The 15,603-nt window shown below is 56.3% G+C and carries 14 protein-coding genes; 9 read left to right on the top strand and 5 right to left on the bottom strand.

Translation table 11 applies throughout. The features are described 5' to 3' along the window. Window positions 1–91 precede the first annotated feature (91 nt). From WD071_RS06170 to WD071_RS06160, 3 genes are read right to left on the bottom strand one after another with little or no spacing between them, the layout of a single operon-like run. Window positions 92–1,354: a cytochrome-c peroxidase gene (locus WD071_RS06170; RefSeq protein ID WP_368047477.1), complete on the bottom strand. Its 1,263-nt coding sequence runs from the start codon at window positions 1,352–1,354 to the stop codon at window positions 92–94. 9 nt (window positions 1,355–1,363) lie between these two features. Beyond that, complete coding sequence (locus tag WD071_RS06165; protein ID WP_368047476.1) at window positions 1,364–1,789, bottom strand: FixH family protein; 426 nt, start codon at window positions 1,787–1,789, stop codon at window positions 1,364–1,366. Then, window positions 1,776–2,486, bottom strand: coding sequence for a hypothetical protein (locus WD071_RS06160; protein ID WP_368047475.1), 711 nt, complete (start codon window positions 2,484–2,486; stop codon window positions 1,776–1,778). The genes WD071_RS06165 and WD071_RS06160 overlap by 14 nt, the downstream gene beginning before the upstream one ends. A gap of 162 nt (window positions 2,487–2,648) precedes the next feature. Here WD071_RS06160 and WD071_RS06155 point away from each other — a divergent pair, with 162 nt between their 5' ends. Further along, a complete protein-coding gene (locus WD071_RS06155) occupies window positions 2,649–4,205 on the top strand; it encodes an amidase family protein (RefSeq protein ID WP_368047474.1) in 1,557 nt (518 codons plus the stop codon). A gap of 4 nt (window positions 4,206–4,209) precedes the next feature. Here the strand turns inward: WD071_RS06155 and WD071_RS06150 are convergent, their stop codons facing one another. Both WD071_RS06150 and WD071_RS06145 read right to left on the bottom strand, forming a co-directional pair. Next, entirely contained in the window at window positions 4,210–5,769 is a 1,560-nt protein-coding gene (locus tag WD071_RS06150; RefSeq protein WP_368047549.1) for a methyl-accepting chemotaxis protein, read from the bottom strand. Window positions 5,770–5,816: 47 nt separating this feature from the next. Continuing rightward, window positions 5,817–6,386: a YfiR family protein gene (locus WD071_RS06145; protein ID WP_368047473.1), complete on the bottom strand. Its 570-nt coding sequence runs from the start codon at window positions 6,384–6,386 to the stop codon at window positions 5,817–5,819. 195 nt (window positions 6,387–6,581) lie between these two features. On the opposite strand from WD071_RS06145, the gene WD071_RS06140 reads away from it, so the two are divergent. The 8 genes from WD071_RS06140 (at window position 6,582) to WD071_RS06105 (ending at window position 15,524) form a co-directional block, all read left to right on the top strand. Next, window positions 6,582–8,153, top strand: coding sequence for an AbgT family transporter (locus tag WD071_RS06140; protein ID WP_368047472.1), 1,572 nt, complete (start codon window positions 6,582–6,584; stop codon window positions 8,151–8,153). Window positions 8,154–8,236: 83 nt separating this feature from the next. Then, window positions 8,237–9,088 carry a S1 RNA-binding domain-containing protein gene (locus WD071_RS06135; RefSeq protein ID WP_368047471.1) on the top strand — a complete coding sequence of 284 codons (852 nt, stop codon included), beginning with the start codon at window positions 8,237–8,239 and terminating at the stop codon, window positions 9,086–9,088. 28 nt (window positions 9,089–9,116) lie between these two features. Next, window positions 9,117–9,371 carry an RNA-binding S4 domain-containing protein gene (locus WD071_RS06130; RefSeq protein ID WP_368047470.1) on the top strand — a complete coding sequence of 85 codons (255 nt, stop codon included), beginning with the start codon at window positions 9,117–9,119 and terminating at the stop codon, window positions 9,369–9,371. After that, window positions 9,368–9,859, top strand: coding sequence for a DUF1456 family protein (locus WD071_RS06125; protein ID WP_368047469.1), 492 nt, complete (start codon window positions 9,368–9,370; stop codon window positions 9,857–9,859). Before WD071_RS06130 ends, WD071_RS06125 begins: the two co-directional genes overlap by 4 nt. Continuing rightward, window positions 9,849–10,604, top strand: a complete 756-nt coding sequence (locus tag WD071_RS06120; protein WP_368047468.1) for a M15 family metallopeptidase — start codon at window positions 9,849–9,851, stop codon at window positions 10,602–10,604. Before WD071_RS06125 ends, WD071_RS06120 begins: the two co-directional genes overlap by 11 nt. A 20-nt stretch (window positions 10,605–10,624) precedes the next feature. Continuing rightward, entirely contained in the window at window positions 10,625–12,001 is a 1,377-nt protein-coding gene (locus WD071_RS06115; protein WP_368047467.1) for a ribonuclease J, read from the top strand. A gap of 41 nt (window positions 12,002–12,042) precedes the next feature. Further along, window positions 12,043–12,825: a co-chaperone DjlA gene (djlA, locus tag WD071_RS06110; protein WP_368047548.1), complete on the top strand. Its 783-nt coding sequence runs from the start codon at window positions 12,043–12,045 to the stop codon at window positions 12,823–12,825. An 86-nt stretch (window positions 12,826–12,911) separates the two neighbouring features. Further along, a complete protein-coding gene (locus tag WD071_RS06105; protein WP_368047466.1) occupies window positions 12,912–15,524 on the top strand; it encodes a M14 metallopeptidase family protein in 2,613 nt (870 codons plus the stop codon). Window positions 15,525–15,603 lie beyond the last annotated feature (79 nt).

Raw genomic sequence — 15,603 nt, 5'->3', positions numbered from 1 at the left:
ATGCCGATGCAGGCTTCGGCAAAGGCAAAAACAGGAATGAGAAAAATGGCAAATTCGCGATTGCGTTCCAGCCACGCCAGGATAAAAGTGTCTATTTCTGTTCTCGCCTGTTGTCAGTGGTCGACATAAGCACTGCGTGCGGAGGCAGCGTTGCCGGAGGTTTTAGCCAGTGCGGCGCAGTCGCCATCGGGCCATTAAGCGTTCTTAAAAAACTTTCCAGTTGTTTCTTCTCGACGGCGCGCAAGCCCAGGGGCTTGGCTTCGTTGTGGCCTATCATCGACAGCTCGGCCTTGTTGTAGTGCTCAATGACTTCAGCAAGGTTTGTCATTTGACCTGCATGCATATAGGGTGCTGTTTTGCTCAGATCCCGCAGACTGCCTGTGCGCTGAGCACCTATCATCTCATCGCCGCCCCGGGCAAAGCGCAGCTCGGCGCAGTCACCCGGATCAGCGTCGCTGAACCTGCCAAGGCAGTTAAACGGATCTGCCTGCGCCCGTCTCAGGCCTTCTGCCCGGCCCAGCGCCGGCAGCATGCCGGGAGCAGACAGGATGGCGGTGTTATGGAACGAATTATTGGTAAATAAAGGTCCGTTGTGGCAGTCCACGCATTCCGCCTTGTCGATGAACAGTCTTAATCCGGCGAGTTCTTCGTTGGTCATTGCGTCGCCTGTTGTCACGCCTGGGGTCAGGTCGCCACTGTCGTCCAGGCTTGCCACATAGTCATCAAACCGGGTTGGTCCCGGCAACAAATGACGCTGGTACGCTGACAGCGCTTTGCCGACATTGGCAAAAATCTGATCGGTTGAGTGCTGGTCCGGAAGCGGACCAAAAACCTGTGCATAGCGCTGTTGATAGTCTTTGTCGGATTTGATCAAAGCAGCAATTTCACTGCGCTCGAAACCGTGTTCCAGGGGGTTCTCCAGAGGCTCCAGTGCCTGCGCCCACAAACTGTCCTTGCGCCCGTCCCAGAACAGCCACGGGCTGTATGCCGCGCCCACCAGGCTCATGGTGTTGCGGTCACCGGCGGCCACGCCGACACCCACCGGCAACTGATCAGTAAAATGATGCTCAGGCTGATGACATTTGGCGCAGGAGACGCTGCCATCTGCACTCAGCCGTGTGTCGAAAAACAGATGATGACCGAACTCGGCAGCGTCCGGATCATCTGCCACCGCATTGCCCGGATCATCGGGCAGCGGCGGTAGATTCTGCAGTGATAAAGATTCCAGTAGCGCCAGTTCCTGCTGATTCCATTGGGCCGGCAAGGGCGCGGGCACGTGCTGCCAGGCCAGGTATCCCAGTATTGAAAGCAGGCTCAGGGCAAATATCAGTGCTGTTGATCTGATCCAGTGCATAAATAGTGGTTACAGCGTCAAGGTAAATATGGCCCGGTAGGGCACGTCGGCTGATTCGATCTGCAGTCTGAGCTCCCACTCGCCATTCATGTGAAATCGTACACCCTCAAGACGGTAGCGACCCTCGCCGAGGTTCTCGGTGACCTGGGGGCTGGTTGCCAGACCATGGTTGTGCGCGGGCATGCCACCGTCTACGCTGATCCGGGCATCAGTAACCGGATCGCCTTGCGAGTCCTGCACACGAATAACCCAGCTGTGCATCTGATTGATGGCCAGAGGTTCCAGCTCGCTTTGCATTTGTACGTGTAAACCGGCTGGCTGGCTCATTGCCGACAGAGCTTCTGTTGCTGCGCTGGTCGTTGAGATGGCTGTCACGAACATGGCCGCTAAACCCAGACTTGCGCCGATAGCGTGAAAATAATCAGGCATTTTCATGGCTCGCTCCGCTTTTCAAGGCATTGCCGCGCGTCCGACGAATAACGAACAGGATCAGCGCCAGTACCGGCAAACCCCAGAACCAGTTAGACCACGCAGAAGTGCCGACCCTGAACGGGAAGACCGCGTGATAGAGAATTTCTTCGCTGGGGTGGGGTATGCTGACAACGCCAATGTAGTCCCCTGTTGCGTCAAAGTTGTGCATGACCCGGGTGACGCCATCAGTTTGAGGGGGAAGGGATTGCAAAAATACGGTATCGGCCCTCAGTTGCTCCGTCGACATGGCCTCAATGTCCTGCCAGCGCACAAACCGGCCGAGTTCGCTGGTGTTGTGCATGATGCGAAACTCAAGTGGAACCTGACGCATGGAGTCGTGCCGGTACTCCATGATAAAAACACTTTCTCCTGCGCTGGGTATGTCTTCGCAAAAGCTGTCGTGGTCCGAGGTGCCGGGTTGGAAAATGGAGAAATGGGCGCTGTAGAAACCGAACTGAATGACACAGGCATCACCTTCGTCGACCACGCTGCCATGAGCATGAGTCTGTCGTGAAACGCTGAGCAGACAGCCAAATAGCAGCAAGACCAGGAGTACCCGGTGTCGGCGGGGCAGACGCTGAGCAGCAAACATTGGGTTGGTCGCAAACAACGGATTCACTGGCCTGTCTTTGCTGTCAACTGCATTGGTCGTTAACCGCATAGCTACTTACCTGGTTACCTGCCTTATTTTTATACGGTCGAGGATAACGTATGAGGGCAGGAATGGGAAACGAGCTGGCAACAATCGCAAAAGCTCTCTATGATCAAACACATATTGCTGCGCTACCCTCTTTTATCAATCTGCTCTAACAGGAGTGACGGAATGTTGTTGTCCCGACGATTAATGTCTGCGAGTTTTCCCTTGGTGTTGACCCTGGCCGCGCTGTCGGCATGCAGCGAAGAACCGGCAGATCAGCCGACGTGGATGGATGCGCGCACTGCCCTGAGTAGCATGGCTGGTGGCGAACTGAGCAGTGCCACGCTGGTGAGTTATTACCTGGACAGAATTGCACAGCACAACCGGCAGGGACATGGCCTGAATGCCATTATCGATGTCAACCAGGATGCCTTGTCGCAAGCACAGGCCCTGGACGCGGAGCGTGCGGCAGGCACCGTCAGGTCCGCCCTGCACGGCATGCCGGTGGTATTAAAAGCCAACATCGCGACTGCCGATAACATGCCAACAACGGCGGGCGCGTTGGCGCTGCAGGGGCATCTGACTGACAGGGATGCCGCCTTTGTGACCCAGTTGCGTGACGCCGGTGCCATCATCCTGGCCAAGGCCAATCTGTCAGAATGGGCGAATTTTCGTGGTGAGGATTCAATCAGCGGCTGGTCGGCGCTGGGCGGGCAGACCCGCAATCCCCATTTGCTGACGCATACACCCTGTGGTTCCAGCGCGGGTTCCGCGGTCGCCGTGGCGGCCGACATGACCCTGCTGGCGGTCGGCACCGAGACTGACGGGTCGATCATGTGCCCTGCCGCGATCAATGGCATCGTTGGTATCAAACCCACACGCGGCAGTGTGTCAGGCGAAGGTATCATACCGATAGCCAGTGCTCAGGATATCGCCGGACCCATGGCGCGCAATGTGTTTGATGCGGCACTGCTGCTGGACGGCATGTTGACACCGGAAGCCCGCAGTCGCTTTGATGAGCCGTTGACCTACAGCATAGATCAGGCGCCGGATCTGCAGAAGGTGGTTCTGGTCAGGGCCTACGATGAGCGGGAGCCGGCGCTGGTGCCGTTGTTTGAGCAACTGGCCGAGATGTTCGAGTCTCGCGGCGTCGAAGTGGTGGAACTTGCCGAGTGGCAGGCGCCGCGGGAGATGGGTGCTGCCGAATTTGAGGTGTTGATCTACGAGTTCCGGCGCGACCTGGAACAGTGGTTACTGGACTACGGTGTGGCCGAAGAGGTGAACAGTTTTGCCGAGCTGGTTGCATTTAATGCAGCGCGCGGGGAGGAGGCGTTGGGGGCATTCGGGCAGGAATATCTGGAACAGGCTGCGGCGGTTGATCTGGTAGAGGATCGTGCATCCTATCAACAGGCACTGGCAAGCAGCCGGGCGCTGGCCGAAGCCATGTTGAATGAATATCTGCAGGCGCAGGGCGCCGATGCCATTATCCTGCCCTCTTATGGCAAAGCCTGGCCAATAGACCCTGACAGCGGAGACGGTTTCGGTTTTGGTACGTCCGGGCCGGCAGCGATTTCCGGTTACCCTTCTATTACACTACCGGGGACGTTCAGCGGAATCTTGCCATTGGGGATCAGTGTGGTGGGGCTGCCCTGGTCCGAACCCACGCTGCTCGGCCTGGCGGCCGAGCTTGAGCGTGAACTGGATGCCTATCAGCAGCCGCAGTTCGCGACTGCGGCTCCGTGACCGGTCAGGCCCGGTGCTGGCCTGGCATATCACACTTGAAGTGACCGACCAGCGTTTGCAGCTCGGCGGCAAGCCTGGCCAGTTCGCTGGCACCGGTACTGATTTCGCGTGAGCCAGTTGCGGTTTCGTTGGCAACATCGGAGATGTTGTTGATATTGCGGTTGATCTCCAGGCTCACCGCAGATTGCTCTTCCGATGCGCTGGCGATCTGATTGCTCATATCCTTGATCACTGACACCGCGCGCGTGATGTTCTGCAGAGATTGTCCGGCGCGGCTGGCGTGATCCACGCTGGTTGCTGCCTGATCCTTGCCTTTGACCATGACCTGTACGGCCTGGTTGGCGCCAGTCTGCAGCTTGGTGATCATGTTCTGGATTTCTTCAGTTGATGCCTGGGTGCGACTGGCCAGGGTACGAACCTCGTCGGCAACAACCGCAAAGCCCCGGCCCTGCTCGCCGGCGCGCGCTGCTTCAATCGCCGCGTTCAATGCCAGCAGGTTGGTCTGCTCGGCGATGCCACGAATCACGTCAAGTACCGAACCGATACTGTCGGTTTCTTTCTGCAGGTTGGTGATGACCTCGGAAGCCTGGTCAATATCGCGAGCCAGGGCATTGATGGCGCCCATGGTCTGGGTAACAACGTCCGCGCCCTTGGTGGATTCGTCATCGGCCTGTTGCGCATCATTGGCAGCCATGCCGACGTTGCGCGCGACTTCTTCAACCGTGCTCGACATTTCGGACATGGCTTTGGCCACGTGCTCGATTTCGCTCTGCTGACGCAGGGCGCCCGCTGAGGTTTTGGTAATCGTGCCCGACAACTGTTCTGCGGCGGCGCTGAGGTTGATGGCCGATTCCTTGAATTTGCCGACCACATCGTGGACGCGTGCAGCAAACAGATTGAACCAGTGTGCCAGTTCGCCCACTTCATCCTTGCTGGACACGTGGATGCGCTTGGTCAGGTCGCCGTCTCCTTCCGCCATGTCGCGAAGCGCATTGACCACTTCGGTGACCGGCCGCACGATAGAGCGCTGGATCAGAAAAGAAATGGCCAGAGCCAGTGCTGCCACGCCAAGAACGATGAGAATAAACGACAGAGTGTAAGTGCTGACAACCTGCTGGCGCTCGGCCAGGCTGACGCGCATGTACAGAGTACCGATCACATCGCCATCCATGGTAACCGGCTCAAACAGTTCAAGGTACCCAAGCTCTGGTCGTTGCACCACGTCCTGCGTGCCCGGACTCTGCGGCAGCGGACCACTGCTCTGGCCATCGGCGACAAACTCAGCGAAATTGCTGCCGCTATCGTCGAACAGGACAGCAGCCATGATGCTTTCGTTCAGGTCCAGTGCGCTGAGCGTTTCGGTGGCCGAGGCGTCATCAAAAAACGCCAGCGCCCCGGTGGTGTTGGCACCAATCAGGCGCGCGGTGGTCAGTGCCTGGGTTGCCAGTCGCTGATCAAGGCGCTGCAATTCAACGGCGACAAAAATAGCAGTCGATATCACTACCGCCACAGTGCTGGTCAGCGTGACACCCGTCAGCACTTTCCATTTCAGGGTCCAGTTCATATTTAACACGGTTTGGTCCTCCGGCGGCAGTAGTGTGGTTTACACCATCACTGAATGGCGCGCATCAATTGTTCGCGAACGTTCAGGCCGGTCTGCTCAATGAGAGCCCGGTTCATGCGGATCGCGATACGGTCACCGCGCTCACCACTCAGGCCGATCATGCCACCGTCTTCCGGGAAATTGACAATTTCACTGACAGTCAATGCGTGCGAACCGGCAACTGCGCCGGTGATTTCGGCGGTGCGGCCGGTTTCGCTGGAGCTGACGTAAACGATATGGCAATCGCGGGCAGCAGCCACATCACTGCCGGCCAGGTTGCTGACAGCAATGGTGCGATCGCCAGCACGTTTGCCGTTGACGATCTGGTTAAGAGAGTTGCCGAGCTCGTTTTCGCCCAGGACGCAGACACGCAGATCACCGTCCGCACTGGCGAATGCAGCATCTGGCCAGTCGATGAAACGCCCGAAATTCATTACGAAGCGGGCGATGGCGTCACTGCCACCATCGCTTTTGGCGATCTGGCCTTGTTGTGCCTGGGCCGAAGTCGCGGCAACGGCCGACAGTAAACCGATCATCAGACATCGGCGTATCAGTGTAGGAGTCAAAATCGTTTTCATGAGCTTTCTCTAAATATAAATATTTGTTAATGTCGCCTGTCGGCAGATTACAGCTGCACTGCCGGGTCCAGGCATAAGGGGGGCGCTGCAAGACAGTAAACGGCAGCAAATCCGAAAGCTTTAGAAAAAACTTTTCTGTTTTGTGTCAATTGGTAACAGCTCCGTTCAGAGAAAAACGTAAAACGAGGATCTGCAATGACTAACGGCAGCACAGGGACCTCTGGCCGGCGCGGGTGGTTTACCCGCTTTCTGGACAGTGTTGAGTGGCTTGGCAACCTGCTGCCGCATCCGGTTACTCTATTTGCATTGCTGGCCTTCGGCATGGTGCTGCTGTCCGGATTGTTTGGTGCGCTTGGCGTGTCGGTGCCGGATCCTCGCCCATCGGCAGCCGAAGGCACCATGATTGAGGCGGTCAGTCTGCTCAATGCGGAGGGGCTGCGACTGATTCTGGGCAACCTGGTCAGCAACTTTGTCAACTTCGCGCCATTGGGCGTGGTGCTCGTTGCCATGCTTGGAGTTGGTATCGCCGAGAAATCCGGGTTGCTGTCTGCGATGGTGCGCGGCATTGTATTGAGTGCGCCTCGCCATGTGGTAACGGTGGCGATCGTGTTCGCCGGCGTCATTTCCAACACCGCTTCGGAAATGGGTTACGTTGTGCTGGTCCCGCTTGCAGGTGCCATCTTTCTGGCGCTGGGACGCCATCCCCTGGCTGGTATGGCAGCGGCTTTTGCTGGCGTATCAGGTGGTTACAGTGCCAATCTGCTAATAGGGACAGTGGATCCGCTGTTGGCTGGCATTACCCAGGAAGCGGCGCGATTGATCGATCCGTCATATGAAGTTTACGCCACCGCCAACTGGTATCTCATGGCAGTCAGCACCTTCATGATTACGATCGTCGGGTCTCTGGTGACAATTTATATCGTTGAGCCCAAGCTGGGCGAGTACGACGACAGCAACGCCGACCCGAGCGTGCTTGATGGAAAAAGCATGGAAAGGCTGAAACCGGTTGAGCGCAGGGGCCTGCTGATTGCGGGTGTGGCCGCTGTTCTGGTGCTGGGTTTGATAGCGCTGCTGGCAGTGCCTCAGGGCGCGCCTTTGCGCGATCCGGTTGATGGCGGCGCCGGGCCTTTTTTCCGCAGTATCGTGGCCTTCATCTTTCTGTTTTTCCTGGTCACTGGCTTTGCGTATGGCCGTGTCACTGGCAGCATGCGGAATGACCGCGATGTGATTGATGCCATGGCCTCGGCAGTGTCGACCCTGGGTCTTTATGTCGTACTGGTGTTTTTTGCCGCGCAGTTTGTCGCGTTCTTTGGCTGGACCAACCTGGGTGTCATAACAGCCGTGACCGGTGCCGAGTTTCTGATCAGCGCGGAGCTGACCGGACCCGTGGTGTTCGTGTTTTTCATCATCATGTGTTGTTTTGTTAATCTGATGCTGGGGTCGGCGTCAGCGCAGTGGGCGGTAACTGCGCCGGTGTTTGTGCCCATGCTGATGCTGGTGGGATATGCGCCTGAGTTGATACAGGCGGCGTACCGCATAGGTGATTCAACGACCAATATCATCACCCCGATGATGAGTTATTTTGGCCTGATTCTGGCCTGGGCTACGCGCTACAACAAAGATATGGGTATTGGCACCATGATCGCAACCATGTTGCCGTTTTCGATCTTCTTTTTCATCTTCTGGGTCATGCTGTTTTATGTCTGGGTTTTCCTGCTGGGTTTGCCGGTCGGGCCCGGCGCTGCGACTTACTATACCGGCAACTGATCGGTGAGCGAGTCGCGGAAATGAACAAGGTTTGCCGGGCATTTCTCTGTATAATTGCCAAAACCTGATTATTTGAGCGTGACATGTTGCAGTTGGGCAAGGTTTATACCTTACAAGTTATTGAATTTGCTGATTTTGGTGTGTATCTGGGTGCCAGTCCCAGTGCCAGTGATGCGGAGCGGGTGTTGTTGCCCCGGCGGCATGTACCCGAGGGTGCGGCCATTGGTGATAGCCTGCGGGTGTTTTTGTATCTCGACAGTGAGGACCGGCCCGTGGCAACCACCAGGATGCCGACAGCCACGGTGGGGCAATTTGCTTTTCTGCCGGTGGTGGATCGCAATGCGGTGGGTGCGTTTCTGGACTGGGGCCTGGAGAAAGACCTGCTGGTGCCTTTCATGGAGCAGCACCGGCCGATGGAAGAAGGACGTTCCTATCTGGTTTATATCTATGTGGACAAAGTACACAGCCGTATCGTGGCATCGTCCAAAATCGACAAATTTCTCGATGACGATAAACCTCATCGCTTCAACACCGGGCAACCGGTTGATCTGATTATCGCCAACAGCACTGATCTGGGCTTCAAGGCTATTGTCAATCACAGCCACTGGGGCGTGCTGCACAGTGCGGACGTTTCCCAGCGCCTGAGTTTCGGGCAAAGCATCAAAGGTTATATCCGCCATGTCAGGCCCGATGGTCGTATTGACCTTTCACTGCGTCCGGCGGTTGAGGTAGTGGATGAGCATGGTGCAGTGATTGTCGCCTACCTGAAAAAACAGGGTGGCTTTGCACCGGTTCATGACAAGTCATCGCCTGAAGATATATTCAGGGTGTTTGGCATCAGCAAAGCAGCGTTCAAAAAAAGTATCGGCCGTTTGTACAAACAGGGTGTGATAGACCTTCGTCCGGATGGCATTCAACTGTGCACAGAGGCTTGAAGCAAACAATTCATTGAAGTGGAAAATTATGTCCAGGCAAGAGCAATCCGAACAGGTGACGGCTGATGTTGAAGTCAATACGGTACCCGTTGAGTTATACAAAATTCTTAAATTCGAAGGCCTGGTCGGCAGTGGCGCTGAAGCCAAGTCGGTGGTCGCCGACGGCATGGTGCTGGTCAATGATGTGATAGAGACGCAGAAGCGCAAAAAAATTGTGACCGGTGATGTGATTGAATTTGCCGGTCACAGAATGCGTATCGTATTTGCCGGGGGTGACTCATGATCAATAATGATGTGCTGCGGCGCCTGCGTTATGCCTTTGACTACAGCGACCAGCAGATGATGGATGTTTTTGCCCGGGCTGACTGCAGCGTGACACGGGACCAGGTGTGCAACTGGCTGAAAGCCGATGAAGACCCCGATTTTGTATTTTGTGATGACACCACACTGGCTATTTTCCTGAACGGACTGATTAATGCCCTGCGCGGCAAAAAAGATGGCCCGCAGCCAGAGCCGGAACAGGAGCTGAGCAATAACATGATTTTCATGAAGCTGCGCATTGCCCTGAATCTGAAGTCAGACGATGTGCTGGCCATGCTGGAGAGTGTGGGCATGAGTCTGAGCCAGCATGAGCTGACGGCCCTGTTTCGAAAGCCCGGACACAAACACTATCGGGAATGCAAAGACCAGATTCTGCGCAATTTTCTGAAAGCCGTTCAGCTGCAGCGTCGCGGACAAAGCACGGCCGCGGAGCCCCCCAATGAACTTTAGATCGACACTGTTTTTAGCGACAGCCACTTTGCTGCTTGGGCATTGCACGGCAACAACTGTTGATCAGAACCTGCCGACCGGATTCAGTACCCTGGCGCTGGTGGACGATTCCATTGAACTGGACATGCGTTATACCGGCAGCAATAATTTTGTTGGTGAGCCCATCACCGGTTACGAGGAATCGGCCTGCGTGCTGACGACACCCGCTGCATCAGCGCTGGCACAGGTGCAGGCACAAGCCAATCTGCAGGGCTATTCTCTCAAGGTTTACGATTGCTTCCGTCCGCAACGCGCTGTTGACCATTTTGTCGCCTGGGCAGCCGATGCGGATGATGAAAAAATGAAAGCCGCATTCTATCCCGATGTGCCCAAAGACGAGCTGTTCTCGCGTGGCTACATTGCCGAGCGCTCCGGGCACAGCCGGGGCAGCACGGTTGATCTGACTCTGGTGCGACTGGGGTCCACGCAGCCACAGGCGGACCCGATGGGGCGCTACGATTGTCGTGGCAGCGAAGAACAGCGGTTCCCGGATAACAGCATTGACATGGGGACCAGCTACGATTGTTTTGATGCCCGCTCGCATACCGATAACCCCGCTGTGGGTGAAGAGGTATTGGTCAATCGTCACCTGCTGCGCGGGCTGATGGAGGCTGCCGGGTTTGTGAACTATGACCAGGAGTGGTGGCATTACACCCTGCGTGACGAACCTTTTCCGGATCAGTATTTTGATTTTCCGATTCAATAGATATTCAAGGCTTGGTATTTGTGTCAGCCACCAGTTCGTTTAACAGTCCGGGCCACAAAGATTTCTGGTTTGTGCCGCTCGGCGGTTGTGGCGAAATTGGCATGAACCTGAACATGTACGGACATGCCGGGCAGTGGTTGATGGTCGACTGTGGCGTGACGTTCGGGAAAGTGGATGACCAGCCCCTGTCCGGTAACCGGGTGGAAATGCCGGATCCGGTTTTTATCGCCAATCGCAATGAAGCCCTGCTGGGAATCGTGGCGACCCATGCGCATGAAGATCACATAGGTGCCATTCCCCACCTCTGGGAGCAGTTTCGTTGCCCGATTTACACCACACCGTTCACCCGCCAGGTTTTACAGCGCAAGTTGAGTCAGGCCGGTATCGATGCGCCGCTGGTCACCGTTCATCCGGGCGAGGCGCTGGCGCTGGGGCCGTTCACCCTGCGCTGGCTGCCGATCACGCACTCAACACCGGAAACCAACGCCCTGCTGATCACGACACCGGTTGCACGGGTATTGCATACCGCAGACTGGAAGATCGATTCGGCGCCGGTGGTGGGTGATGCCATTGACCCTGGTTTGTTTCAGTCCGTCGGAAAATCACGTATCGACGCCATTGTTTGTGACTCGACCAATGCAACCCACGCGGGCAGTTCCCTGTCGGAGTCAGCGTTGTTTGAAGACCTGCTGACAACGGTCAGGGAAAGCGAAGGGCGTGTTGTTGTTGCCTGTTTTGCCAGCAATATTGCGCGCCTGCAGACGCTGGGCAACGTGGCGTTTATGTCAAAACGCTATCTGGGCGTGATCGGGCGCTCGCTGCACAATATGACCGCCTGCGCGCGTGCGGCTGGTTATCTGCAGGATAATTTTACCTTGGTAGCGAATGCCGATCTGGGTTACCTGCAGCCGCAGGAAATGCTGCTGCTTGCTACCGGCAGTCAGGGCGAAGCCGGCGCCGCGCTGCACCGGTTGGCAATGGACAGTCATCCTGACGTCAATCTGGCTGCCGGTGATCACATTATTTTCAGTGCCAAAACCATTCCCGGCAATGAGGCCGATGTTGAGCGCCTGATCGCGGGGTTTGAGGCACGCAACATCAAAGTGACCCATGCGGATCTGAGTACCCGGGACCTGCATGCATCGGGGCATCCTTATGCGGATGAATTGACGCAGATGTACCAGTGGGTAAAGCCGCGGATTGCGATTCCTGTGCATGGGGAAGCGCGACATATGCGTTGCAATGCCAATATTGCGCAGGCTGCCGGGGTGCCGGTGTGTTTGCAGGGGAAAAATGGTGACGTATTTGATATCGTCAATAACCGTGTGCATGAGGCTGCGGTACCGGTCGGACGCTTGTGGTTTGATGAGCGCTCACGGCGGCTGGTAAAAGTCTGAACTGATTACATTGTGATGGCCGGGCAGGCCACAGGAGTGACATTTTGTTTGCAGTATTGCTGGGTGGTTTTGTAGGCTCTCTTATGGGTGGCCCGCTGGGGTTTGTGCTCGGTGCGCTGGCTGGCTGGTTTCTGTCAGGCTACCTTAAAAAGCAGGCGGTCTCAGGCCTGGCCAGGGTGCAGTCCGGTTTTCTGGACTCCATGTTTGCCGTCATGGGTGCCTTGTGCAAAGCCGATGGCGTTGTCAGTAAAAATGAAGTGCAGGCTGCAGAAACTGTCTTTGCCCAGTTGCGGTTGTCGGGCCAGCAGCGCGAGATGGCCATCGCTGCCTTTAATCGCGGCAAGACCGATGATTTTGATCTGGACGCCGAACTGCTTCGTTTTCGGCAGGTCAGTCGTGGTCACCCGGCCATGATGCGCATGTTCCTGCAGATCCAGATCAGTGCGGTGGCCGCTGATGGCCAGATCCACCCTGCCGAGCACAAAATGTTGCTGCATATCGCGCGCGGCCTGGGCCTGCCGGAATCACAGGTGGAACAACTGGAGGCCATGCTGCGCGGTGGCCAGCGCGGCGGCAGTGCACGCTCAACGGATCAACAACTGGCTGATGCCTATCAGGTACTGGGCGTGCCCGCGAGCGTCAGTGACACCGAACTTAAGCGAACCTATCGCAAGCTGATGAACGAGAATCATCCGGACAAACTGGCCAGCCAGGGCTTGCCGGACAGCATGCGTGAAATCGCTGAACGCAAGACGCGTGATATCGCCAGTGCCTATGATCTGATCCGGGATACCCGTCGTCAACAGGGGACAAACTCCGTATAGCCATCGCTGGCGCAAGCCTATATTCTGAGGATATTGATGCAATGTTCGGAAACCAACCATTCAACCATGATGAGGCTGGCCCAATTATGACTACTGTCCGATCCAAGCTGCCCAGTTTTTTTCTGCTGCTGACATTACTGGCGGGGCTGCACGCACCGCTGACCCGTGCGCAAAACCCGGCCGATGCCGTCGCAAGTATGGATTACTATTTGCCCGCAGGCGTCAGTTATGACCCGGCGATTCCCACACCGGAGCAGGTGTTGGGTACGGTGCCAGGTGAGTGGCATGTGCGTCACGATCAACTGGTCAACTACATGTATGCGGTCGCGGAAGCGTCTGATCGCGTCAGCATTGAACGCTTTGGCAGCTCCTATGAAAACCGGCCTTTACTGGTACTGACCATCACCTCGCCTGAGAACCACAGTCGCCTTGAGGAGATTCGTCAGCAGCACCTGGCGCTAAGTGATCCTGCGCGTGCCGGTGAGCTGACAACTGACGATATGCCGGTGGTTCTGTATCAGGGTTATAGCGTACACGGCAACGAACCCAGTGGCGCCAATGCTGCCTTGTTGTACGTGTATCACCTGGCGGCTGCGCAGGGACCGGAGATAGAAGAAGCATTGGCCAATGCCATCATTCAGGTCGATCCATCGTTCAACCCGGACGGTCTGGACCGGTTTGCGCAATGGGCCAACAGCCGTCGTGCCATGACGCTGTCTACTGATCCCAATAACATGGAACACAATGAACCCTGGCCCGGCGGTCGCACCAACCACTACTGGTTTGACCTGAACCGTGACTGGTTGCCTCTTCGACACCCGGAGAGCCGGGCCCGGTTGCAGAATTTCTATCGCTGGCGCCCGAATGTGCTAACCGATCATCATGAAATGGGATCGGATAACACATTTTTCTTCCAGCCCGGCATTCCCTCGCGCACGCATCCCATGACACCGGAGCGCAATCAGACCTTGACCGAAAATATTGCGCAGTTTCATGCACGGGCGCTGGATTCGGATCAGCGACTGTATTATGCGCGCGAAAGTTTTGATGATTTCTACTACGGCAAAGGCTCTACCTACCCGGACATCAATGGCGCCATAGGCATTCTTTTCGAGCAGGCCAGTTCACGCGGTCATGCCCGTGACACGGCACACGGTGTACTGCGATTCCCGTTCACCATCCAGAATCAGTTCCTGAGTTCACTGTCAACGCTGGAAGGCGCCTTGTCACTGCGTACGGAGTTGCTGGACTATCAGCGCGAGTTCTATCAGCAGGCGCTTGAGATGGCCGATGACGCAGATACCAAGGCTTACGTGTTTGGTGATGCGGACGATAGCGGCAGCGCGTTTCGTATGGCCGAGATTCTGCGTCAGCACCAGATTGCAGTGCATGTGCTGGATGAAGATCTGGAGATTGGTGAGCAGAGCTTTCAGCGCGGGCAGGCTTATGTTGTTCCCGGCAACCAGGGGCAACATCGTCTGATAGAATCGATTTTTGAACGTCGCACCGAGTTTCCCGACACCCTGTTTTATGACGTGTCCACCTGGACCTTCCCGTACGCGTTCAACACGCCGTTTGCAGAGCTCGATAGCCGTCAGTTTGGCACCGGCCTGCTCGGCGCAATGGTTGAGTATGGTGAATTCCCGGCGGGCGAGTTTGTAGGTGGAGACAATGCCTATGCCTACCTGTTTGAATGGGATGAGTTCTATGCCTCACGCGCCATGTACCGTCTACTGGACGCAGGCATACGCGCCAAGGTAGCCACCGAACCGTTTACTGCGCTCACTGCGGACGGGCCGCGGGAATTCGACTACGGCACGATTATGGTGCCGGTTGGCCCACAGGAAGTGTCGGCAGAAGAGATCCGCGCCCTGATGCGGCAGGCCAGCGAGGAAGATGCCATCACGGTTTACGCCATGGGCACCGGTTTGTCATCAGCGGGTATCGATCTGGGCAGTCCGAGCTTCAGTGATCTGCGCCGTCCCAGTATCGCCCTGGTTGCCGGTGAAGGCACGCGCTCGTCCGAGGTCGGCGAGGCCTGGCATACCTTTGACCAGAAGTTCCACATACCCATTACCCTGCTGACGCAATCGCGTATGCGGCAGGCAGATCTTAACCGCTACAACGTCCTGATCATGGCCAGCGGCAGTTATTCAGAGCTGCAGACCGACAGGATCAGGCAGTGGGTCGAGGCCGGTGGTACCTTGATCGTTTATAAAACTGCGCTGAACTGGGCTGCTGAGAACGAACTGGCCAATATTACATTGCTCGACAACACCGAGCTCGAAAGTGAGACCACATTGGCCTACGCGGAGATGACACGTGATCGTGGTGAGCAGCTCATCGGTGGCAGCATATTCAATACCACACTGGATCTGACTCACCCTCTGGGTTATGGCTACAACAATTCCCTGTTGCGAGTGTTCCGCGACAGCACACTGTTCATGGAACGTGCAGAGAATCCTTATGCAACGCCCTTGCAGTACACCAGCGAACCCTTGGCGAGTGGTTACGTGTCGCAGGAAAATATTGACAGGATGGCGGGCACGGCGGCGATAGTGGTCAGTGCGCACGGCTCGGGCCGAGTCATTGCGATGACTGATAACCCCAACTTCCGTGCATTCTGGTTCGGCACCACGCGGCTGTTCATGAACGCGGTATTTTTTGGGCATACGATCAGCAGCGCCGCGTCTAACTAGCAGGCCGATGAAAAACTATCTACGTTGCCATTGCTTCGTTAAAAACTGGCTCATAATGCTCATTTACTCCGTGTAAACT

It is taken from the genome of Pseudohongiella sp. (assembly GCF_040877505.1).
Classification (GTDB): Bacteria; Pseudomonadota; Gammaproteobacteria; order Pseudomonadales; family Pseudohongiellaceae; genus Pseudohongiella.
The sequence above is the reverse complement of the archived record's forward strand: the minus strand, read 5'-3'. Positions and strand labels throughout refer to the sequence as shown.

Coding starts and splice junctions, on each gene's coding strand:
- WD071_RS06120 (WP_368047468.1), top strand. CDS start 9,849: ATGAACTTTAGATCGACACTGTTTTTAGCGACAGCCACTTTGCTGCTT.
- WD071_RS06160 (WP_368047475.1), bottom strand. CDS start 2,486: ATGCGGTTAACGACCAATGCAGTTGACAGCAAAGACAGGCCAGTGAAT.
- WD071_RS06140 (WP_368047472.1), top strand. CDS start 6,582: ATGACTAACGGCAGCACAGGGACCTCTGGCCGGCGCGGGTGGTTTACC.
- WD071_RS06150 (WP_368047549.1), bottom strand. CDS start 5,769: ATGAACTGGACCCTGAAATGGAAAGTGCTGACGGGTGTCACGCTGACC.
- WD071_RS06105 (WP_368047466.1), top strand. CDS start 12,912: ATGACTACTGTCCGATCCAAGCTGCCCAGTTTTTTTCTGCTGCTGACA.
- WD071_RS06130 (WP_368047470.1), top strand. CDS start 9,117: ATGTCCAGGCAAGAGCAATCCGAACAGGTGACGGCTGATGTTGAAGTC.
- WD071_RS06165 (WP_368047476.1), bottom strand. CDS start 1,789: ATGAAAATGCCTGATTATTTTCACGCTATCGGCGCAAGTCTGGGTTTA.
- WD071_RS06145 (WP_368047473.1), bottom strand. CDS start 6,386: ATGAAAACGATTTTGACTCCTACACTGATACGCCGATGTCTGATGATC.
- WD071_RS06125 (WP_368047469.1), top strand. CDS start 9,368: ATGATCAATAATGATGTGCTGCGGCGCCTGCGTTATGCCTTTGACTAC.
- WD071_RS06135 (WP_368047471.1), top strand. CDS start 8,237: ATGTTGCAGTTGGGCAAGGTTTATACCTTACAAGTTATTGAATTTGCT.
- WD071_RS06155 (WP_368047474.1), top strand. CDS start 2,649: ATGTTGTTGTCCCGACGATTAATGTCTGCGAGTTTTCCCTTGGTGTTG.
- WD071_RS06170 (WP_368047477.1), bottom strand. CDS start 1,354: ATGCACTGGATCAGATCAACAGCACTGATATTTGCCCTGAGCCTGCTT.